Raw genomic sequence first — 20565 nt, forward strand, 5'->3', positions numbered from 1 at the left:
GGCTCCTGCGTCTGGCAGATCACCAATGCCACAGACGTGTCACAGGTGTACCACGCCACGACCATCGCCGGAGGTTCATCCTGTCCAGGTTTGCCATGCCGCACGGGCGTTTCCCGGGCGGTGGGCCAGATCGGGGGATCAAGAGATGCAAGACAATCGAATGACTGTTTCATCGGGCAGGCTGCCGACCATGGCTGCCGCCCTGTTCGCGGCCGTCTTCGTGGCTACGGGCCCGGGCCTTGCCGCATCCTGGGGCGGGGCACCGATACCGTCGCCCTATGCGAGTTATGACTCCGCGCTGACAACCCGTTATGCCGCGTTGTCTGATATGGAATCCGCCGACGGTGACAGCAGCGACGAATGGCACTTCTGGTACAAGTCCCGTGATGCCGACGGCGGCTATCTGGTGCTGCCGGAGGATCCGGCCCGCCGCGAACTGGCAGAGGGCGACCGGGACTATGCGCGCACGGCCTACCGTCGGCTGCTGCGGGCCTACAGCTCGGGCATGCCGCTCACCCGCACCACGACGCTGGCCGATGCCCAGGCCAACTTCGATTGCTGGCTGAACGATACCGAGGAAGGCAGGAACCCGGCACGCGCCGACGCCTGCCGCCAGCGTTTCGAGGATTCGATGGCCAAGATCGATCCGCAGATCTGGCCGGCACCGGCACCGAAACCGGTCCCGAAGCCGGTCAAGCAGGTCGCGGCGATCAACGCGACGACGACCACCGACACACCGGCGCGACAGCCGCAGCGTGTGGCTGCCGCTGCCCTGCCTTTACGTCACCTGCTCTTCTTCCGGCTGAACAGCGCCGAGCTGACGCCGGAAGCGCTGGAAGTCCTGGACTCCGCGGCCCGCGACGCTGCAGCCTTCCCGTCTGCGGACATCCGGGTTGCCGGATTCACGGACCGGACCGGCGACGACGAGTACAACCGGAAACTCTCCCTGCGCCGGACGGCTGCCGTCTCGCTTGCGCTGCGTGAGCGGGGGATCGACGTCCTTCGCGTCGATGAGGTGGCGATCGGCGAAACCGCACAGGCCTACCCGACGGCTGACAATGTCGCGGAACCCCGCAACCGGCGCGTCGAGATCGAGATCGGCCTCGGATACTGAACAGCGGTCACACGCCCGTCCTCACCCGACACGACTCGGTCACAGTGACATCACTGACGGGTCATTCGGGATGCCCCAGCTTGGGAGGACGGGCGCAGGAGCATGCGGCCCGACAGAGCAACCGCAAGGAGATCGATCATGACCACGACCCGGATCCGTACGCTTCTGATGAGTGGTGTCGCGACGGCCTGTGTGCTGGCAGTGACTGGTGGGGCAAGTGCAGCGGGCTATGGCGGTGCACCGATCAAGTCACCCTATGCCAACTATGACGCGGCGCTGCAGCTTCGCTATGAGGCGCTGTCCGATATGGAAGCCCGTGAGAACGACTCGACCGACGAATGGGCCTACTGGAACAAGGCGGTCGATGCCCGCGACGGCTACCTGGTGCTGCCTGATGATCCCGCAGGCCGCGACCTGAAGCCGGAAGACATGGCCTTTGCGCAGCGGGTCTACACCCGTCTGCTGAAGGCCTATCGGGCCGGTGTGCCTGGCAGTGCCGCGAGCGAACTGGCCGATGCGCAGGTCAACTTCGACTGCTGGATGAATGACGTGGAAGAGGGCACGAACCTGCGCCGTGCCGAGATCTGCAAGGCACGCGTGACAGAGACCCTGGCACGCATGTCCGGCCCTGAGACCGGCGTTGCGCCTGTCGCCAGTTCCGGTGACCGCCGCGTCGCGACCGCCTCCGATGCCGCGGCACCGGTTGCCAAGGCTGTTCCCGTGCTGCCCGTCAGCCATCGCCTGCTGTTCGGTTTCGACAGCGCCGAGCTGGACAATGACGCACATGCGAAGCTGGACGAGATCGCGCGCCAGGCGGCGGCCTATCCCCAGGCCGATATCCGGGTAACGGGCCACACGGACCGGGCAGGTGACGCCACCTACAACCGAATACTGGCGGAGAAGCGCGCCGCCAATGTTGCCGAGGCACTGCGCCTTCGCGGTCTCAACCTTGCCCGCATCGACGAGATTCCGGCTGGCGAGAGCGATCCGGCCATCGCGACCCCCGATGGTGTTGCCGAACCGCAGAACCGTCGGGTCGAGATCATGATCGACGATCGCTGATCCGCGACCGCCACGTAAATCCCGACGAACAGGCCCGCTCCGTGCATTCACGGGGCGGGCCTTCGCTTTTCCGGCGGGGCCGGAACCGGGTTCGTCAGTCTTCCGTATTGGGCAGGGCGTCGGACGTGGTCTCGGGCGTACCGCCTTCGCGCCGCTGTACCAGTCCCCGCTCCTCCAGCTGGGTCACCAGACGGTCCAGCGAGGAGTAGATCTGCAGGAAACCCTGCGGGCTGCTGACCAGGCGCTGGGAGAACTGACGTGCCGGCTTGCCCTCCGCGTCCCGCTGGGTCGGAGAATGGGTGAAGAAGTCGATGCGAACGGCACCGTCCTGGATCCCGACATTGAAGACGCCGTCGACGAAGACCTGATTCTGGTCAGCCATATGCTGTTTCCCCTTGGTTCCCGGGAGCCATGCCCCGACTGAAAGACCATTGAGGAATAGCGGAAATTCAGGATCCCAGGCAATCAATTCGGGTGCCGGGCGGCGGAATCAGCCGCCGCGGCCCGACGCATCTGCCTGCGGGTCTGCGCTTCGCGATGGGCGATATAGGTCGCCGAGCCGACAATGATCGCACCGCCGATCCAGGTGCCGAGTGCCGGATCCTCGCCGAACATGTAGATACCGATCAGGGAGGCCCAGACGAGTTGCAGGAACTCCACCGGCTGGGTCACCGACAGGTCCGCCGCGCGCCACGCCTTGGTCATGCAGATGTGGGCCAGGGTGGCCAGCCCGGCCACTGCCGCCAGGGAGAGCACCTCCTCCAGTGTCGGTGTCCGCCAGACCATCGCCGCCGGGATGGCGAGCACGATGGTCACCAGCATTGAAAGCCAGGCAACAATGGCCGTCGTTGTTTCCGTATCCGTCAGGCGTTTGGTGATGATCTTCGACGCCGCGAACAGTGGCGCCGCCAGCAGCATCGCCGCCTGCCCGTATCCTAGCGCACTGAAGTTCGATTGCAGCTCCGCCATTGACCCCGGCAGGCCGAACAGCACCACCAGCGCGCCGGTGAAACCCAGCACCACGGCCACGATGCGGCGCAGCTTCACCACCTCGCCCAGGATCAGGATCGCCCCGAGCGTGGCCCAGACAGGCGAGGTGAAGCCCAGCGCCGTGACCTCCGCCAGCGAGATCTTGGAGATGGCGTAGAACCACAGCATGACCCCGCAGCCGTGCACCAACCCACGGAACAGGTGCATGACCGGACGCTTGGTCCGCAACTCGCTGCGCCGCGCGCCGAGGAAGATCGGCAGGATGAACAGGAACCCGAAGAAATAGCGGATGAACGCCGTCTCCGCCGGGTGCAGGTCACTGGAGACATAACGAATGATACCCGTGAAGATCGCGAAGATGACGCCGGATGCCGCCAGCCAGGCCATGCCGATCAGCGCACCGTCACTGATGACCTTTCCCGACGGACCACCGGAAGGTTCCGGCCCGCCGGGCGCGATCTCGCTTTCTGCCACATTTGTCATGTGCGGACACTACGACTGCATTCGTGGATATTCCATGATGATCCTCAACAACCCGGCCATGCTGCAAGCCACGCTGCCGGGCTGGCCCCTTGACAGGGTGACGGCTGTTTCTGACTGTAGGTCAGCAGTTGCGTGTTCGCCGGGCGGATACGATCACGCCCGAAACAGGATACAGATGCCGGATACAGCGATACATTCTGGAACAGCGCCACGCCGCGCAAGGGGCGCCGCCGACAAGGCCGCGCGTCGACAGACCATCCTTGCCGCAGCGGGGGAACTGTTCGATGAGACCGGGGGTGAACTGCCGTCGGTCGATCAGGTCGCCCGCCGCGCCGGACTGGCCAAGGGCACCGTCTATCTCTACTTCCGCGCCAAGGAGGAGATGTTCCTGGCTCTGCTGACGCAGGAGCTCGGCGGCTGGTTTCAGGCCCTGACGGGCATCATGCAGGACGAGGCACTGGTGCGTTCCGGTGCCGCCGCCGTCTCGAAGTCACTTGTCCGGGACCTGGCACAACGGCGCAACATGCTGCGTCTGGCGGTGCAGTGCCACGGCACCCTGGAACGCAATGTGGCGGAGGACGCCGTACTGGCCTTCAAGCAGGTGACCGCAGGCGGGCTGGTCGAACTGGGCGGCATGGTGGAGGACCGGTTTCCCGGTGTGAAACCCGGCGACGGGCCGACCCTGCTGCTTCAGCTCTACGCCCTGATCGTCGGTCTCTGGCAACTGGCAGAACCGCCGAAGTCCGCGCGCGCCATTCTGGAGCGCCCGGAATTCAGCAATCTGAAGCCGGATTTCGAGCATGCGCTGACCGGCGGAATGACGGCGATTCTCAGCGGCGCCCTTGATAACTGACCACGGGTCATTTATATCCTGAAGCTTGTTCAGGGGGACTTCTGAACCCTGCGGATCGGGAGGCTGCGCATGATCGACTTCGTTCTCAACGGCGAGACGGTTTCCGTTGATGTGGAACCGGATACGCCCCTGCTCTGGGTCATTCGCGATACCCTCGGACAGACCGGCACGAAGTTCGGATGCGGCGTTGCCGCCTGTGGTGCCTGCACCGTGCATGTGGATGGGGTGGCAACGCGGACCTGCGTCCTGCCCGTGGAGGCCGTGGCGGGGGCAAGTGTCACGACAATCGAAGGCATCACGGACGGCGGAACCCGCCACCGTGTGCAGCAGGCCTGGATCGATGAACAGGTACCGCAGTGTGGGTACTGCCAGTCGGGCATGATCATGGCCGTCACCGCGCTGCTGGCCGAGAACCCGTCCCCCACCGACGCCGACATCGACGATGCCATCACCAACATCTGCCGCTGTGGCACCTACAGCCGCATTCGCAGCGCGATCCATCGCGCCGCACGCGCCTGAGGGAGGTCAGCATGGCACGCAACAGGAAGAGCACCGAAGGCAAGCCGAAGAGCCGCGCCCGCCGCCGTTTCCTGATCGGCAGCACCGTGGCCGCAGGCGGCCTGTTCGTCGGCTGGCAGCTGCTGGGCGGCGGCGCCCCCACCGATCCCGCCACGCTGCTGGACCCCGGCGCGGACGAGGCCGCGCTGAATGCCTGGGTGAAGATCGCCCGCGACGGAACGGTCACCATTGCCGTGCCCCGCAGCGAGATGGGCCAGGGCATCCACACCGCCCTGCCGATGATCCTGGCGGAGGAACTGGACGCCGACTTCGACCGGGTCGAGATCATCGACGCGAAGGTCGACAGGATCTACGTCAATGACGTCATGCTGCCGGAAGGCTTTCCCTTCGGCCCGCACGACGAGAGCTTCATTGCCCGTCAGGCCCGCGCCACCGGACGCTGGCTGTCCGGCGTGATCGCGGTCCAGGCCACCGGCGGTTCGACCAGTGTGCGTGCCGGGTGGCAGCCGATGCGGGAAGCCGGCGCCATGGCCCGGGAGATGCTGAAACAGGCGGCGGCAACGCGCCTCGGCACCCCTGTGGCCAGCCTGAAGACCGAACGCGGCGAAGTCGTGGACCCGGCGTCGGGCAGGCGTATCGGCTATGGCGAGCTTGCCGCCGACGCGGCCGGCGTGAAACTGGCCGAGGTCCCGCCCCTGCGCGCGCCCTCGCAGTTCCGCATCATCGGCCAACCGAAGCAGCGGCTGGACATTCCCGCCAAGGTCGATGGCACCGCGACCTTCGGCATCGACGTCCGCCTGCCGGACATGCTGTTCGCGGCGGTGAAACATCCACCTGTGGTGGGCGCAAGCGTGACACGCTTCGACCCGGCGCAGGTGCAGCGGATGCCCGGCGTCGTAAAGACCGTGGCTGTTCCCGGCGGCGTTGCCGTCATTGCCGACAGCACCTGGCGGGCGAAGCAGGCCATCGACGCACTGGATATCGAGTACGACCTGGGCGAGACGCCCGATTTCTCCACCGACGCGCTGTTCGACAGCTACGAGGCCGCGCTTTCCGAAGATGGCTTCGGCTATCAGGATGACGGCGAAGCGGTCGAGATGCTGGAGGCCGCGGGCAGCAACGTGCTGGAGATGACCTACCGCACGCCGTTCCTGGCCCACGCGCCGATGGAACCGATGAACTGTACCGCGCGCATGGACGGCGACAGGCTGGAAGTCTGGGCGCCGACCCAGGCACCGTCCGTCAGCCGCTGGATCGCGGCCGGCCAGGCCGACATGGACGAGGACAGGGTGACCATCAACGTGACCTATCTGGGTGGCGGTTTCGGGCGTCGTGGGGAGCCGGACTTCATCCGCCAGGCCGTCGCCTGCGCCATGGCCGTGCCCGGACGCGGCGTGCAGGTGGTCTGGTCGCGGGAGGAAGACATCCGTCAGGACACCTATCGCCCGGCGACCCTGGCGCATTTCCGTGTCACCACCGACGGCGAAGGCTATCCCGTTGCCTGGGCCAACAAGCTTGTCGGCCCCTCAACCTCCGGCCAGGCGACCATGCGCTACATTCCCTTCGGCTCCGATTCCGGACCCGACCGGACCACGGTCGATGGCGCCGCATGGCTGCCCTATGCCATTCCCAACATGCGGGTGGAACACATCCTGTCACGCGTGCCGGTGCGGATCGGCTTCTGGCGCTCCGTCGGCCATTCCCAGAATGCCTTCTATTCGGAGGCCGTGATCGACGAACTGGCCCATGCCGCAGGCAAGGACCCCTACGCCTATCGCATGCATCTGCTGGCAGACAGCCCCAGGTACGCCAGGGTGCTGCAGACCGTGGCACGGATGGCCGACTGGGAAGCCGGCGCACCGGCAGGCCGCGCGCGGGGCATCGCCCTGCACGAGAGCTTCGGCAGCATCGTTGCCCAGGTAGCGGAGGTCTCGCTGGACGACGGTCAGCCCCGGGTTCACCGGGTCTGGTGCGCGGTCGATGCGGGCATCGTCATCAACCCCGACACCATCGTCGCCCAGATGCAGGGCGGCATCGTCTACGGCCTGACCGCCGCGCTCTATGGCGAAATCACCTTCGCGGACGGCGCACCGCAGCAGTCCAACTTCCCGGACTACGAAATGATCCGCCTCTCCACCATGCCGACCATCGAGACGGAGATCATTGCCTCGACGGAGGCGCCGGGCGGTGCCGGCGAACCCGGCACACCGCCCATTGCACCCGCCGTCACCAATGCCCTGTTCGCCCTGACCGGCCAGCGCGCCCGCGAGCTGCCCCTGTCCCGCCATGACTGGACCACGACGGGAAGCTGAGGCGGCGCGTCAGTCGTTGCCGCCCTCGGGACCGAACCGGAACCGGAAGTCGCAGTGACTGGCCCCTGACAGGATGGTCTGGGTGCGGGTCAGTTCCGCATCCGGGTTGAAGCCTTCCATCAGCGCATAGTCGCGATTGCACGACAGGATCGCGCCAAGTTCCGGGATGCCGAGCGCGCGGTACATCTCCGCATAGCGGCAGCGGGTGACGTTGAAGTTCAGCGCCGTGTCGGACTGGTCCAGCACGTCGATTTCCAGCGCGCCGTCCTGCCGCCAGTACTTCATCGACTCCATGAAGGTGGCGGAATCGTTGCCGCCCATGGCCTCCGCAAGTTCGCCCCCCTGTTCCTGCGCGATCTTCACGATGGTGTCGCGCACGATGGACAGCACTTCCTCCCGCCCGAAGGCGTCGGCCAGCGCCTCGACCACCGGCGCGACGACCCGCGCCTCCGTCTCCCGCCGGGCCAGCACCCCGATGCGCTGTGTCAGCGTATCGGGCATTTCCGTCTTGCCATTCTCGTCACTCATCTCCGCCTCCCCTTGCCATGAGCCTGCATTGTCGGGGCGGCGGCGGCGTCAATCAACTGTCGGGGGCATGCCGGTCGTCGATCAGACGCGTCGAGCGGCGGAAGGTCAGGTACGCCCAGGCCCATTCCAGCGCCACGGAGAGCTGATCGCGCTTCGAGGTCAGGAACATCACGTGGACCACGCCCCAGAACCACCAGGCAACAGGTCCGGAGATCCTCAGCCGTCCCAGGTCCGCCACTGCAGAGGCCCGGCCGATGGTGGCCAGATTCCCGGCATGGCGATAGCGGAAGGCGCCAGGGGCCTTCGCCCGCGTCAGGCGGGCGTTGATGACCCTGGCCACATGGGCGCCACCCTGCTTTGCGGCGGGGGCCAGGCCAGGCACCGGCTGACCGTCCCAGCCATCACTGGCAGCCGTATCGCCGACGACGAACAGTTCCGGATGTCCGGGCACGCACAGGTTCGCGTCCACCTTCACCCGCCCGGCACGGTCCGCTTCCGCCCCCAGCCAGCGCGCCGCAGGGGAGGCCATGACCCCCGCAGCCCAGAGCGCCGTGCGCGCGGCAATCCGCTCCTCCCCCACCGTCACACCCTCCGCATCGATCCCGGTGACCCGGCTGCCCAGACGCACCTCGACGCCGAGCCTTTCCAGCGATTCCCTGGTGCGGCGGGAAAGCTCCGGCGGGAACGGCGGCAGCAGGCGATCCGCACTCTGCACCAGGATGACGCGCGCGTTGGCGGGGTCGGCATTGCGGAACTCCCCGCGCATGCCGTGATGCGCCAGTTCGGCAATCGCCCCGGCCAACTCGACGCCGGTCGGGCCGCCGCCGACGACAACGAAGGTCATCCAGGCGGCGCGTTCGGTCGGGTCCATGCACTCCTCTGCCGCCTCGAAGGCGCCCAGGATCCGGCCCCGGATCTCTGTCGCGTCCGGGATCTTCTTCAGACCCGGAGCGAACTGTTCCCACCCGTCCTTGCCGAAATAGGCATGGCGCGCCCCGGTGGCGATGACCAGATGGTCGTAGCCAATGGCCGTCCCGCCGATCAGGACCTGGCGCCCTGCCGTGTCCACATCGGTCACCCGCCCCATCAGGACCCGCACATTGGGCTGGTCGCGGAAGATCTCCCGGATCGGGCTGGCGATGTCGGCGGGGGACAGTCCGGCCGTTGCAACCTGATACAGCAGCGGCTGGAACAGGTGATAGTTGCGACGGTCGATCAGGGTGATCCGGCAGGGGCTGTGCTTCAGTCCCTGCACGGCGGCGACACCACCGAAGCCCGCGCCCACGACCACCACATGCGGCAGTTCACCATCATCCCAGCGGGCAGGCTTCAGCGCGGCGGGGTAGCGTGCCACCAGCAACCGCTGCAACAGGGTATCGAGCGCCAGTGGTCCCGGCCCGCGCAGCGCAATCAGGCCCAGGATCGCCAGCCACCAGAAGTGATCCGCATGATCAAGATAGGTGAACTGGATCACCAGGGTCATCGCGATCAGGGGCAGGGTCGCGAGGCGGCAGAAGAGACCCAGCAGGATCGCCACCGGGGCTGCCAGCTCGAAGAACGTCGCCAGCCAGGCCGCGAGCGCAGGCGGGATCAGCGGCACCGCATATTCGTACTGGAACAGCAGGATGGTGTTCCCGAAGTCATCGATCTTGGTCAGACCGGAGGCGAAGAATATCCAGGCGATCCAGGCCCTGAACAGCACGAGCCAGAGTGGTGCGAGGAACCTGTCCGACCACTGCCAGAACCGGTGGAAGGTTCCGACCAGCGGCAGCGGCAGGGTCGCAAAGCCGCGCCCCAGAAGGCGGTCGAGCGCGATCGGACCGGCCCCTGCCACCACGTACCAGCCCAGGAACAGCGCCCAGAAGATGTGGACGTTCAGTTCCAGATAGACGGACTGGATCACCAGACTGAGGATGGCCATCGGCAGCGCCACCAGCCGCGTTGCCAATCCCAGCATCAGCGCCCCGCCACCCACGATCTCGATGGCCGCCCCCAGCAGTGCCGCGAGCCAGGGTGCCAGCCAGGAGACCGGATATTCATGGGTTGCGAGGAAGACCGCGCTGTCCCAGTTCGCGAGTTTGACCAGGCCGGAAAGCAGGAACGTCTGGCCGATCCAGATGCGCAGCACCAGCTCGAGCACGGGCCAGCCGATGTTGCCCAGCACATCCTGGATCCGTGCGATCCGGCGATGGACCGGCGCCAGCCAGGCAGGCGCTCTTGCTACGGGCACGAAATCGAGTTCAGCCATGGCGCGGCCTCCTGCTGCGGGGGTTCTGTAACCTTTGTCTCCCTTCAGACGTCACAGAGACAGGTTCGGTTACACACCAGCCGTTGCAACAGGGTCACGAAAGTCCGCCAGAAGTGCCGTTTGACAGAATCCAGCCGTCGCAGGATGCTACGCCATGCTCCCCACCTGGGCCAGAACACCACATGCGCTGGACAAGTTCCCTATTGCTGCTCTGCCTCGCAAAGGCAGATGACCCCGTCGGCACGGCCCGGCGTGTCGGCAGCCTCGCGGCAGCACTTGGCGCCACTTGCGACATGGATGAGGAACAGGTCATCCGGGCGGCGCTGGCGCGCATGGCCGGTGTCGCGATGCGTTACGTCGAGAACCATGATGAGGCCATGGACTGCGCGCAGGATGCCCTGATCCGGGCCGTCAATGCATTCGACGGCTTCGAGGGGCGATCCAGCGTCAGTTCGTGGCTGCACCGCATTGCCGTCAACTGCGCCCTGGAGCAGTTGCGGCGGCGCGGGCGCAGGCAGGAAGTTTCCATCGACGACCTGATGCCGACCTTCGATGACAGTGGCATCCTGAATGACAGCCTGGTGGTGAGTGACGACAGCGCCGAGACCATCCTGCAACGGGCCGATGCCCGCGCGGCGGTTACCAGCGCCATTCAGGCGCTGCCGGAGAGCCACCGCACCGTGCTGCTGCTGCGCGATATCGAGGAGCTGAGCATCAGCGAAGTCGCGGAGAAGCTGGAGATCACGCAGGGCACGGCAAAGGTGCGCATCCACCGCGCCCGGTCGGCGCTGCGCAAGCACCTGGAACCCCTGATCGCGGGGGGACAGCTATGAACGACCCATTGCTCGCCATCCTGCTTCGGCTGGCGCGCGGCCACGCGCAGGAACGGCATGGCTGGCGTCACCGGATGGTCGGTCTGATGTTCCGGTACTATCCGGGACTGATCAACTGCCAGACCTTCGAGAGTTTCCTGATGGACTACCACGAAGGCACCCTGCCGGAACCATCCCGGAAGCGTTTCGAACGCCATCTGGCCATGTGCGGGCTCTGCCGTGCCAGCTACCAGGGCTATGTCCGCAGCATCGAACTGGGCCAGCGGCTGTTCGAGACCGAAACCGGTCCCCTGCCCGAGGAGGTTCCGTCGGAACTGGTTGGCGCCGTCCTCAGCGCCATGCGGGCGAAGGAACAGGGCGAAGGCTGAAGGCTGGCCGGACTGTTCGTGGGCCGTGCCGCCCCTCTCCCCCACCCGGCCCCCCATTCAGGATACTCCCCTGGGTGGCCGGGTGGGGGAGAGGGGCGGCACGGTCTACCGACAGAATCCTCTCCAGAGGGGCGGCACGGTCAGCACGCAGACGAAATCCTACCTGCCCGTATAGGCCGGTTTGCGCTTCTCGCTGAACGCGGTCAGCCCCTCCACCACATCGGCGGAACGGCCATAGCCTTCCCAGACTTCCATCTCGGTGCGCAGCGCGCGGTCGAGGGGCATGTCGAGGCCCTGATCCACCATCTGTTTCATCAGGCGCGTCGCCAGCGGGCTCTTCTCCGCAATGCGGGCCGCAACCCGTTCCACTGTCGGGATCAGTTCATCGTCCGGCACCACGTCATTCAGCAGGCCCCATTCGAGCAGCGTCCGGGCGGGCAGAAGTTCCCCGGTCAGCAGCAGGTACTTGGCGCGGGTCTCGCTGATCTTGCGCGGCAGGCGGATGGAACTGCCGCCACCGGGCAGCATGCCGAAATTGATGTGTCCGTCACCGATCTTCGCGCTTTCCACGGCAAAGGCCAGATCACAGGCCAGCAGCAGCTCGATCCCGCCCGCGGCGGTGATGCCGTTCACGGCGGCGATGGTCGGCTTCTCGCATTCGCCGACAACCGCAAAGGCCTCGTAGGCCTGGCGCATGAAGGTCCGGACCTTCTCCGGGTCGCCCTGCCCCATGAAGCTGAGGACATACTTCAGATCGGCACCGGCGGAGAACGCCCGCCCGGATCCGGTGAAGACCAGCACCTTGACCTCCGGATCCGCCTCCACCTTGCGCACCACCTGCGTGTAGCCGTCCAGAATGTTCTGGTTCATGGCGTTCAGGGCCTCGGGCCGGTTCAGGGTCACCCACGCAACCCCGTTCCTGACCTCATAGCGCATGTCTTCGTTCATCTGTCTGTCCTCCCCAGGATAGTTGTTCAGGCCGGATCACCGTCGCCGGGGCGCAATACCCCGCGCAGTTTCAGTGTCAGCAACAGTGTCAGTGCCATGATGCCGCCACCGATCAGATAAGGCCAGTCCGGCCCGAGCGTTTCAAAGATCGGCCCACCCCATGCCGGGCCAAGAACCCGTCCAAGCGACGATGCCCCGTGGCACAGGCCGAGGAACGCGCCGACGCGGGTCGCGGGCACCAGATTGCTGGCAATGGCAGACTGGGTGGGGGAAGAAAAGGCCATGCCGAGACACATGAAGGTCACAGAGATCAGAAGCGTCACCGCATCCACCGCCAGGATGATCGCCGTCAGCGCGACGGTCAGGCTGCACAGCGCCGCGACCAGCAGTCTGAAGTTTCCGACCATCGGTGCAATGCGCCCCACCAGAAACCCCTGACAGATGATGATCAGGATGCCGATGTAGGTGAAGGTATAACCGACCTGCAGCGGTCCCCAGCCCAGGTTGACAGCGGTCCACAGCGGAAAGGTCGCCTCCACCTGGCTGAAGGTGAAACTGATCGCGAAGAAGATGACGACCATCCCGAGCAGCTCCGGTCGCGACCGGACAATCTGCAGCCGCTGCCGGAATGGGACACGATCCTCGCTGTCCCGGCTCTCACGCGGCAGGCTCTCGGGTAGCGCGAACAGGCCCCAGACCAGCGCCAGCAGGCTCAGCCCGGCCGCAACGAACGCGGGCATGCCATACTCCGCCGGACTCGGATCCGCTCCCAGGATGAGGCCGCCCAGTGCAGGACCAAAGGCGAAGCCGAAGCCGAAGGCCGCACCCGTCAGCCCCATGGCCCCTGTCCGGCCCGACCCGGAACTGATGTCTGCCGCATAGGCCTGCGCCACCGCGATCTTGCCCGCCGCCATGCCACCGATGACACGGGCGACGAACAGGGTCAGTAGACTGTCGGCCAGTCCGAACCCGAGGTAGGCGATGACGTTGACACCCAGACAGGTAAGAATGATCGGACGTCGCCCGATCCTGTCGGAAAGCCGGCCCAGCAGCGGCGTGCCTACCAGCTGACCCAGCGAATATGTGGCGAACAGCAGCGCCACTAGCGCCGGACCTGCCCCGAAGTCCGTGGCGTAGAACGGCAGCAGCGGGATGATCAGGCCAAAGCCCAGCATGTCGATCGCGATGGTGACAAGCAGGACCGGCATCGGGCCGGTCTTGAGCATCAAGACGGCTTACTTCAGCTCGACTTCGATGAAGCGGAACGCAAAGTCGTTGTCGTTGATGACGTCGTGCTCCACCCCGGCCTCGCGGGTGTAGGACACGCCGGTCTGCAGCGGTGCCTTCGACAGGCCGTCCGAGGTCTCGATGGTTAGGTCACCGGTGGTCACGGGCACCACGACATAGTCCATCTCGTGGCGATGCCAGCCCGTATGGCCGCCGGGTGGAAAACTCCATTCCGTCACCACGACTCGATCCGTCTCAAGCTGCTTCGTGCCAGTCGCAAGGGGGCGTTCGGTATCACTCACGGGCATCAACTCCGGCTGTGGGGACAGGGACCGGCATGGCCGGTGCGCGCCGACAGTGTTGCACAACAGGTTGACGTTTGCCGAGCCCTCCGGGAGATTCAGACGACAGATCAGACATCAGCTGCATTGGCGGAGATTCCCGGTGGACGCTTTCCCGGCACGGCCCGAGCTCGACTATCCCTTTGGTGACCAGCGCCCCGAGGGGGCAGAGGTCATGGAAGTGGCGCCCGGGGTGCTGTGGGTCCGCATGGCGATCCCGATCCCCGGTCTGGACTACATCAACCTCTGGCTGATCCGTGACGGCGCCGGCTGGGCGATGGTCGATACCGGGCTGAAGAGCCGCAAGATCATGGCCTGGTGGGAGGAGATCTTCGAGAAGCACCTGGAGGGGCAGCCCATCACCCGCATCCTCTGCACCCACTTCCATACCGACCACGTGGGGCAGGCGGGCTGGCTGACGGAACGCTGGGGCTGCCAGCTCTGGATGACGCTCGGCGAATGGGCCTTCGGGCGCACCATGGCGCTGGACGTGGCGGAGCGGGTGCCGGAGGACGTGATCGAGCACTATCGTCGCATCGGCTACAGCGAGGAGATGCTGGAGGCACTGCGGGAGCGCGGCTACAACCGCGTCGCCAAGATGATGACGCCGATCCCGCGCAGTTTCCGCAGGCTGTACCAGGATCAGAAGGTGCGTATCGGCGACCATGACTGGCAGGTGCTGATCGGACGCGGCCACTCACCGGAACATGCCTCGCTCTGGTGCGAGGATCTCAACGTGCTGATCTCCGGCGACCAGATCCTGCCGCGCATCACGCCGCACATCGGCGTCTATCCCGCGGAACCGGACGCCAACCCGCTGAAACTCTATCTCGAAACCCTCGACGTCTTCCGCCCGCTGCCCGATGACGTGCTGATCCTGCCCGCGCATGGCGATCCGTTCCGCAGCCTGCACGCCCGGATCAACTATCTGCAGGACCACCACCGCGCCCGCCTGAAATCGCTCTGGAAAGGTGCCGGCGAATGGTCATCGGTGCAGGAACTGCTGCCCACCATGTTCCTGCGCAAGCTCGGCCCGGACGACATGGGCCTGGCGATGTCGGAGGGGATCAGCCACATCCACATGCTGATCGGCCAGGGCCGCATGGAACGCAAGATCGGCGACGACGGCGTCTACCGCTACCGCTCCATCGGCCTGGAGGCGCAGGCGGCGTAACTCGGCGTCGAGCCACTGCAGGCGGCGCCGACAGGGTTGGATCTGTCGTCAGGATCGCATGGGCGGTCGCAGGAACGGACTGCGGGTCGGTTTCCCTGATCGGTCGATTGACCGACGCAATGGAGAACCAGCCTTTCACCCGGCCGGCGATCTGCTCCAGACACACAAAAACGCCCGGCGGCGGGGCCACCGGGTCGTCCTGTGCGATCGCGTTCCCGTCAGGGTGTGATCAGAGCCCGTCGCGCTGCGCGCGCTTGCGGGCCAGCTTGCGGGCACGACGCACCGCTTCGGCCTTCTCCCGCGCCCGGCGCTGGGACGGCTTCTCGTAATAGTTACGAAGCTTCATCTCACGGAAGATGCCTTCCCGCTGCATCTTCTTCTTCAGGACCTTCAGTGCCTGGTCCACATTGTTGTCGCGTACGCTGACTTCCAAGGCGTTCCTCTTTCGTCTTCAGCAATGGCCGACCCCCAACGGGCATGACCAGAGAAATAGATACCGGTCCGGCGAACCCGCGTTCGCCAGTCGCGGGGTCTATAACATGGTCATTCCGGCAGGCCAAGGTGTATGTGGCCGAGTCGTTCGTGGTCCCCGGCCTGGCCTCTCGCGGTTCATGTGCTGACCCCGGCCAGCCCTCTCCCCCTCCCGACCACCCACGCGAGTATCCTGATGGGTGGTCGGGAGGGGGAGAGGGCTGGCCGGGGGACCAAAGAGATCCCAGGCGCAGCGCCCCTACTTCAGTACTTCCTCGGCGATGATCATCTTGCGGACCTCGGTCGTGCCCGCGCCGATCTCGAGCAGCTTGGTGTGCCGGTAGAGCCGGTTGATCTCGCTTTCCCAGATGTAGCCGATGCCGCCATGGACCTGCACCGCCAGGTCGAGCACCCGGTTCATCATGTTGGCGGTGAACATCACGGAGGCGGCGCTGAGCTTGTGCACGTCGCCGCGCCCGCCCTCGCCCTCCACCAGGTTGTTCACGGCGGAGAGGCCGCGATAGGTGAACAGGCGAATGGCCTCCACATAGGTGTACATGTCGGCGACGTGCGACTGCACCATCTGGAAGCTGGCGATGGGCTTGCCGAACTGCTTGCGCTCCCGCGCATATTCGACGGAAAGCTCCAGCGCGCGCTCCGAGATGCCGAGGCAGATGGGGGAGATCATCGCCCGTTCCAGATCCAGCCCGGACATGACAACGACGTGGCCGCGATTCTCCTCCCCAACCATGTTGGCAGCGGGGACACGACAGTCGTCGAACACCAGTTCACCGGTCTGGCTGCCTCGGAAACCCATCTTGTTGAGCTTCTGCGCCACGCTGAAACCGGGAAAGTCCTTCTCCACCACGAAGGCGGAAATGCCCTTGGCGCCGCGGTCGCGGTCCGTCTTGGCGTAGACCAGCAGCACGTCGGCGATGGGGCCGTTGGTGATGTAGAGCTTGCGCCCGTTCAGCACATAGTCGTCGCCGTCGCGCCGGGCGGTGGTGGCCATGGATCCCAGCGCATCCGACCCTGCCCCCGGCTCCGTCAGGCCGAGCGCGCCGACCAGGCTGCCGTCCACCAGACCGGGGATGTAGCGCTTGCGGATGTCGTCATTGCCGTTGCGCAGGATGTTGTTCATGCAGAGATTGTCATGCGCCACCCAGGCCAGCCCCAGCGCCGGGTTCCAGCGGCTGAAGGCCTGCAGCACCAGACCGGAACCGAAGACGTCCAGTTCCGCCCCGCCGAATTCCGACGGTGCCGTGACCCCCAGATAGCCCATCTGGCCCAGTGCCCGGAATTCCTTGTCCGGCCACCATTCCTCGTCATCCATCCGCGACGCCAGCGGCGCGAGCTGTTCCCGGCCATAGCGATCCGCCGTGTCCAGGATCTCAACCTGTTCCGGACTGAGGTCGAAGGCCTGCGCCCCCGACAGATTGTCACCCATTTCCATCATCGCCCTCCCCAAGCGAATCTCCGACCGCGATGCGGCCATCTCCCGTAACCGACAGATAGATACCACAGTCGACATGGCCGAAGCCCGACTGCAGCACTTTCGGGATCTGCATGTCACGCTCCGCCGTTTCCGGGTTCACGTTCGTCGCGCCGCACCGGTCGATCCGTGCCAGGCCCTGAAGCCGCGCGCCGCCGGCACTCACGGCCTTGCCGACCAGATCGAACTCGGCCCAGGCGGGCATGTCGTCGACGTAGATGTTGCCGCGAAACCGCATCGGATCGACCGGCTTGCGGGCCACCCGCTCGATATCGCGCACGCTGTTCAGGTTGATCAGGGACAGCACCGGCAGGCCGACATCACTCAGTTCCGCGCCGGGCGCGGTGACGATGCGCGGCGCGCCACGCAGTTCCTCCTTCGCCCAGGCAGACAGGAACTGCTCGACCAGGCTGCGTCCGATAGGCAGGGACAGGTTGCCCCGCGCCACCTGCCTGCCGTCCCGCAGCAGGGTCAGTGTCTGTTCGGCATCATCGAACTGCGCATCCAGCGTCGCCAGCCGCTCATGCTGCATCAGTTGCAGATAGCTGGTCTTGGGCAGATGCTTCGGATCAGCAGGATCGAAGGTGGTCGAGCCATGCGCGATCGCCCACTTGCGGTCGAACGGAATGGGCTGGCCTGCGGTCAGGTCGATGGCGGTCAGGTCATCGGCGGCAAGGCCCTTGACCGGATAGCGGCAGAGTCTGGTGATGCGTGTCATGGCGGGAGAGTGTCCCGACCCACCCCACGGATCAAGTGGCTGGCACACGGACAAGCCAATTGAATGCGAAATCTGGCTTGCCGCTGTCTTGCGCAAGCGTTGCACAATAACAACATATGTGGTGTCGGGTTGCCCAGCCGGGGACCGGACATCCGAACCGCGCGGCGACGCGCATCATGACAGGCAAACTCTAGTGAGACGCCGATGACAGGCCCGGAACGGGGTGTCGGACGCGGGCTTTGGAAAGAGGGAAGCATGGACTTCGAGAACTACACGGAACGGGCGCGCGGCTTTCTGCAAAGCGCCCAGGGGCTGGCTGTCCGGTCCAATCATCAGCGTTTCACCACGGAGCACCTGCTGAAGGTGCTGCTGGATGACGAACAGGGCATGGCCGCATCGCTGATCGCCGCCGCTGGCGGTGACGCGAAGCAGGCGCTGCAGCAGACCGAAATGGCGCTGGGCAAGCTGCCCAGGGTCGAGGGTTCCGGTGCCGGGCAGGTCTATCTTGCCCCGGAACTGGCGCGGGTCTTCGAACAGGCTGGCCAGTTGGCGACCAAGGCCGGTGACAAGTTCGTCACGGCGGAAATGATGCTGCTGGCCCTGGCCATGGCGAATGATGCCGAAGCGGCGAAGATCCTGAAGGGCGCCGGTGTCGCCCCGCAGGCGCTGAACACGGCAATCAACGACATGCGCAAGGGACGCACGGCGGACAGTGCCTCCGCCGAGGATGGCTATGACGCGCTGAAACGCTATGCCCGCGACCTGACCGAGGCAGCGCGGGAAGGCAAGCTGGACCCTGTGATCGGCCGCGACGACGAGATTCGCCGCGCCATCCAGGTGCTGTCGCGCCGGACCAAGAACAATCCTGTCCTGATCGGTGAACCCGGTGTCGGCAAGACCGCCATTGCCGAGGGCCTGGCGCGCCGCATCATCGACGGTGACGTGCCGGAGGGTCTGAAGAACAAGCGCCTGCTGGTACTGGATCTCGGCGCGATGATCGCCGGTGCGAAATACCGTGGCGAGTTCGAGGAGCGGATGAAGGCCGTGCTGCAGGAAGTGCAGTCGGCGGCCGGCGAGATCGTGCTGTTCATCGACGAGCTGCATACCCTGGTCGGTGCAGGCAAGGCGGACGGGGCCATGGATGCCTCCAACCTGCTGAAGCCGGCCCTGGCGCGCGGTGAACTGCACTGCATGGGCGCGACCACGCTGGACGAATACCGCAAGCATATCGAGAAGGACGCGGCGCTGGCGCGGCGGTTCCAGCCGGTCTTCATCTCGGAGCCGACGGTGGAGGACACAGTCTCCATCCTGCGTGGCCTGAAGGAGAAGTACGAGGTGCATCACGGCGTCCGTATCGCCGACGCCGCGCTTGTCTCCGCCGCCACCCTGTCGAACCGCTACATCACCGACCGTTTCCTGCCCGACAAGGCCATCGACCTGGTGGACGAGGCGGCGAGCCGTGTGCGCATGCAGGTGGATTCGAAGCCGGAGGAGCTGGAACTGCTCGACCGCCGGGTGATCCAGCTGAAGATCGAGCGCGAGGCCCTGACCAAGGAAAGCGATCAGGCCTCGAAGGACCGGCTGCAGAAGCTGGAGACCGAGCTGGCGGATCTGGAGGAGCAGAGCCGGGCGCAGACCGCGCGCTGGCAGGCTGCGAAGGACAAGCTGGGCGAGGCGCAGCAGGTCAAGGAAGAGCTGGACCATGCCCGCAACGACGTCGAGGACGCCAAGCGGCGCGGCGATCTGGCCTGTGCCGGTGAACTGACCTATGGCCTGATCCCGGAACTGGAGCAGAAACTGGCAGAAGCGGAAGGCAAGTGTGCCCCGGCCGGTGTCCGCGAATCGGTGACGGAGGAAGACATTGCCATCATCGTCAGCCGCTGGACCGGGGTGCCGGTGGAGAAGATGCTGGCCGGCGAGCGCGAGAAGCTGCTGCAGATGGAAGCGCGGATCGGCGAGCGTGTGATCGGTCAGGAAGAGGCGATCAGGGCCGTGGCCCACGCGGTCCGTCGTTCCCGTGCCGGTCTGCAGGACCCCAACCGGCCGATCGGGTCGTTCCTGTTCCTGGGCCCCACCGGTGTCGGCAAGACCGAACTGACCAAGGCGCTGGCCGAGTTCATGTTCGACGACGACCAGGCCATGGTCCGCATCGACATGTCCGAGTACATGGAGAAACATGCTGTGGCCCGCATGATCGGTGCCCCGCCGGGCTATGTCGGCTATGACGAGGGCGGTGCCCTGACCGAGGCCGTCCGGCGCAGGCCCTATCAGGTGATCCTGTTCGACGAGGTCGAGAAGGCGCATCCGGATGTCTTCAACGTGCTGTTGCAGGTGCTGGACGATGGCCGCCTGACGGACGGTCAGGGTCGCACGGTCGATTTCCGCAACACCCTGATCATCATGACCTCGAACCTGGGCAGCGAGCATCTGGCGGCACTGGGCCCCGAAGATGACACTGTCCTGGCCGAGGCTCAGGTGATGAAGGCGGTGCGGGACCACTTCCGGCCCGAGTTCGTCAACCGGCTGGACGAGATCATCCTGTTCCACCGTCTGGCACGGGCGCACATGGGCGGTATCGTGGATATCCAGTTGCGCCACCTGCAGGACCTGCTGGCGGAGCGGAAGATCGAAGTGGAACTGGACGACGCCGCCCGCGACTGGCTGGCCGATGCCGGTTACGACCCGGTCTATGGTGCCCGCCCGCTGAAGCGCGTCATCCAGCGCGAACTTCAGAATGCGCTGGCGGAACGCATCCTGGCCGGTGAGATCGCCGACGGGACCACCGTGGAAGTCCATGTCGGACCGGACGGGCTGACGTTCGAGAAGACGAAAGCCGTCGAAGCCGCCTGAAACGACGGGTGATGACGAACAGTCCCGGCGTTCC

The 20565-nt window shown here is 65.7% G+C and carries 19 protein-coding genes; 9 read left to right on the plus strand and 10 right to left on the minus strand.

The window, feature by feature from the left end; genetic code table 11:
• The first annotated feature begins 145 nt into the window (after window positions 1-145).
• Both QGV55_RS15235 and QGV55_RS15240 read left to right on the plus strand, forming a co-directional pair.
• Complete coding sequence (locus tag QGV55_RS15235) at window positions 146-1114, plus strand: OmpA family protein (RefSeq protein ID WP_281019798.1); 969 nt, start codon at window positions 146-148, stop codon at window positions 1112-1114.
• A gap of 138 nt (window positions 1115-1252) precedes the next feature.
• Window positions 1253-2176 (plus strand): OmpA family protein, encoded by a 924-nt coding sequence (locus QGV55_RS15240; protein ID WP_281019797.1) that lies wholly within the window; start codon window positions 1253-1255, stop codon window positions 2174-2176.
• Between the two features lie 94 nt (window positions 2177-2270).
• Here the strand turns inward: QGV55_RS15240 and QGV55_RS15245 are convergent, their stop codons facing one another.
• A complete protein-coding gene (locus QGV55_RS15245) occupies window positions 2271-2558 on the minus strand; it encodes a hypothetical protein (RefSeq protein WP_281019796.1) in 288 nt (95 codons plus the stop codon).
• An 83-nt stretch (window positions 2559-2641) separates the two neighbouring features.
• Entirely contained in the window at window positions 2642-3649 is a 1008-nt protein-coding gene (locus QGV55_RS15250) for a DMT family transporter (protein WP_281019795.1), read from the minus strand.
• 175 nt (window positions 3650-3824) lie between these two features.
• Between QGV55_RS15250 and QGV55_RS15255 the strand changes: the two genes are divergently transcribed.
• The 3 genes from QGV55_RS15255 to QGV55_RS15265 all read left to right on the plus strand — a co-directional run bounded on the left by QGV55_RS15255 (window position 3825) and on the right by QGV55_RS15265 (window position 7333).
• On the plus strand, window positions 3825-4502 hold the full coding sequence (locus tag QGV55_RS15255) for a TetR family transcriptional regulator (RefSeq protein ID WP_281019794.1): 678 nt from the start codon (window positions 3825-3827) through the stop codon (window positions 4500-4502).
• Window positions 4503-4571: 69 nt separating this feature from the next.
• Window positions 4572-5021, plus strand: a complete 450-nt coding sequence (locus QGV55_RS15260; protein WP_281019793.1) for a (2Fe-2S)-binding protein — start codon at window positions 4572-4574, stop codon at window positions 5019-5021.
• 11 nt (window positions 5022-5032) lie between these two features.
• Entirely contained in the window at window positions 5033-7333 is a 2301-nt protein-coding gene (locus QGV55_RS15265; protein WP_281019792.1) for a xanthine dehydrogenase family protein molybdopterin-binding subunit, read from the plus strand.
• A gap of 9 nt (window positions 7334-7342) precedes the next feature.
• Here QGV55_RS15265 and QGV55_RS15270 read toward each other — a convergent pair whose 3' ends face one another.
• Window positions 7343-7861, minus strand: coding sequence for an L-2-amino-thiazoline-4-carboxylic acid hydrolase (locus QGV55_RS15270; protein ID WP_281019791.1), 519 nt, complete (start codon window positions 7859-7861; stop codon window positions 7343-7345).
• A gap of 52 nt (window positions 7862-7913) precedes the next feature.
• Window positions 7914-10109: an FAD-dependent oxidoreductase gene (locus QGV55_RS15275; protein ID WP_281019790.1), complete on the minus strand. Its 2196-nt coding sequence runs from the start codon at window positions 10107-10109 to the stop codon at window positions 7914-7916.
• 182 nt (window positions 10110-10291) lie between these two features.
• Here QGV55_RS15275 and QGV55_RS15280 point away from each other — a divergent pair, with 182 nt between their 5' ends.
• Together QGV55_RS15280 and QGV55_RS15285 are read left to right on the plus strand one after the other, a co-directional pair.
• Complete coding sequence (locus QGV55_RS15280; protein WP_281019789.1) at window positions 10292-10942, plus strand: sigma-70 family RNA polymerase sigma factor; 651 nt, start codon at window positions 10292-10294, stop codon at window positions 10940-10942.
• Window positions 10939-11310 carry a zf-HC2 domain-containing protein gene (locus QGV55_RS15285; protein WP_281019788.1) on the plus strand — a complete coding sequence of 124 codons (372 nt, stop codon included), beginning with the start codon at window positions 10939-10941 and terminating at the stop codon, window positions 11308-11310. Before QGV55_RS15280 ends, QGV55_RS15285 begins: the two co-directional genes overlap by 4 nt.
• 159 nt (window positions 11311-11469) lie before the next feature.
• Here the strand turns inward: QGV55_RS15285 and QGV55_RS15290 are convergent, their stop codons facing one another.
• The 3 genes from QGV55_RS15290 to QGV55_RS15300 are packed head-to-tail and all read right to left on the minus strand — an operon-like array spanning window position 11470 to window position 13787.
• Window positions 11470-12258: an enoyl-CoA hydratase/isomerase family protein gene (locus QGV55_RS15290; RefSeq protein ID WP_281019787.1), complete on the minus strand. Its 789-nt coding sequence runs from the start codon at window positions 12256-12258 to the stop codon at window positions 11470-11472.
• Window positions 12259-12284: 26 nt separating this feature from the next.
• Window positions 12285-13484: an MFS transporter gene (locus QGV55_RS15295; RefSeq protein ID WP_281019860.1), complete on the minus strand. Its 1200-nt coding sequence runs from the start codon at window positions 13482-13484 to the stop codon at window positions 12285-12287.
• 9 nt (window positions 13485-13493) lie between these two features.
• Complete coding sequence (locus tag QGV55_RS15300) at window positions 13494-13787, minus strand: cupin domain-containing protein (protein WP_281019786.1); 294 nt, start codon at window positions 13785-13787, stop codon at window positions 13494-13496.
• Window positions 13788-13929: 142 nt separating this feature from the next.
• On the opposite strand from QGV55_RS15300, the gene QGV55_RS15305 reads away from it, so the two are divergent.
• Entirely contained in the window at window positions 13930-15000 is a 1071-nt protein-coding gene (locus tag QGV55_RS15305; RefSeq protein ID WP_281019785.1) for an MBL fold metallo-hydrolase, read from the plus strand.
• A 229-nt stretch (window positions 15001-15229) separates the two neighbouring features.
• On the opposite strand, the gene rpsU is transcribed toward QGV55_RS15305, so the two are convergent.
• From rpsU to QGV55_RS15320, 3 genes are all read right to left on the minus strand, one after another.
• Window positions 15230-15433, minus strand: coding sequence for a 30S ribosomal protein S21 (gene rpsU, locus QGV55_RS15310; RefSeq protein ID WP_109794465.1), 204 nt, complete (start codon window positions 15431-15433; stop codon window positions 15230-15232).
• Between the two features lie 297 nt (window positions 15434-15730).
• On the minus strand, window positions 15731-16918 hold the full coding sequence (locus tag QGV55_RS15315; RefSeq protein WP_281019985.1) for an acyl-CoA dehydrogenase family protein: 1188 nt from the start codon (window positions 16916-16918) through the stop codon (window positions 15731-15733).
• Entirely contained in the window at window positions 16911-17681 is a 771-nt protein-coding gene (locus tag QGV55_RS15320) for an MOSC domain-containing protein (protein WP_281019783.1), read from the minus strand. The genes QGV55_RS15315 and QGV55_RS15320 overlap by 8 nt, the downstream gene beginning before the upstream one ends.
• A gap of 255 nt (window positions 17682-17936) precedes the next feature.
• Here QGV55_RS15320 and clpB point away from each other — a divergent pair, with 255 nt between their 5' ends.
• On the plus strand, window positions 17937-20531 hold the full coding sequence (clpB, locus tag QGV55_RS15325; protein WP_281019782.1) for an ATP-dependent chaperone ClpB: 2595 nt from the start codon (window positions 17937-17939) through the stop codon (window positions 20529-20531).
• The last annotated feature ends 34 nt before the right edge of the window (window positions 20532-20565 follow it).

Source organism: Minwuia sp. IMCC3009, assembly GCF_029909415.1.
GTDB lineage: Bacteria > Pseudomonadota > Alphaproteobacteria > Minwuiales > Minwuiaceae > Minwuia.

Excerpts from the sequence above, each read along its gene's own strand:
- QGV55_RS15235 (WP_281019798.1), top strand. The coding sequence starts at position 146 with ATGCAAGACAATCGAATGACTGTTTCATCGGGCAGGCTGCCGACCATG.
- QGV55_RS15240 (WP_281019797.1), top strand. The coding sequence starts at position 1,253 with ATGACCACGACCCGGATCCGTACGCTTCTGATGAGTGGTGTCGCGACG.
- QGV55_RS15245 (WP_281019796.1), bottom strand. The coding sequence starts at position 2,558 with ATGGCTGACCAGAATCAGGTCTTCGTCGACGGCGTCTTCAATGTCGGG.
- QGV55_RS15250 (WP_281019795.1), bottom strand. The coding sequence starts at position 3,649 with ATGACAAATGTGGCAGAAAGCGAGATCGCGCCCGGCGGGCCGGAACCT.
- QGV55_RS15255 (WP_281019794.1), top strand. The coding sequence starts at position 3,825 with ATGCCGGATACAGCGATACATTCTGGAACAGCGCCACGCCGCGCAAGG.
- QGV55_RS15260 (WP_281019793.1), top strand. The coding sequence starts at position 4,572 with ATGATCGACTTCGTTCTCAACGGCGAGACGGTTTCCGTTGATGTGGAA.
- QGV55_RS15265 (WP_281019792.1), top strand. The coding sequence starts at position 5,033 with ATGGCACGCAACAGGAAGAGCACCGAAGGCAAGCCGAAGAGCCGCGCC.
- QGV55_RS15270 (WP_281019791.1), bottom strand. The coding sequence starts at position 7,861 with ATGAGTGACGAGAATGGCAAGACGGAAATGCCCGATACGCTGACACAG.
- QGV55_RS15275 (WP_281019790.1), bottom strand. The coding sequence starts at position 10,109 with ATGGCTGAACTCGATTTCGTGCCCGTAGCAAGAGCGCCTGCCTGGCTG.
- QGV55_RS15280 (WP_281019789.1), top strand. The coding sequence starts at position 10,292 with ATGCGCTGGACAAGTTCCCTATTGCTGCTCTGCCTCGCAAAGGCAGAT.
- QGV55_RS15285 (WP_281019788.1), top strand. The coding sequence starts at position 10,939 with ATGAACGACCCATTGCTCGCCATCCTGCTTCGGCTGGCGCGCGGCCAC.
- QGV55_RS15290 (WP_281019787.1), bottom strand. The coding sequence starts at position 12,258 with ATGAACGAAGACATGCGCTATGAGGTCAGGAACGGGGTTGCGTGGGTG.
- QGV55_RS15295 (WP_281019860.1), bottom strand. The coding sequence starts at position 13,484 with ATGCTCAAGACCGGCCCGATGCCGGTCCTGCTTGTCACCATCGCGATC.
- QGV55_RS15315 (WP_281019985.1), bottom strand. The coding sequence starts at position 16,918 with ATGGGTGACAATCTGTCGGGGGCGCAGGCCTTCGACCTCAGTCCGGAA.
- QGV55_RS15320 (WP_281019783.1), bottom strand. The coding sequence starts at position 17,681 with ATGACACGCATCACCAGACTCTGCCGCTATCCGGTCAAGGGCCTTGCC.
- clpB (WP_281019782.1), top strand. The coding sequence starts at position 17,937 with ATGGACTTCGAGAACTACACGGAACGGGCGCGCGGCTTTCTGCAAAGC.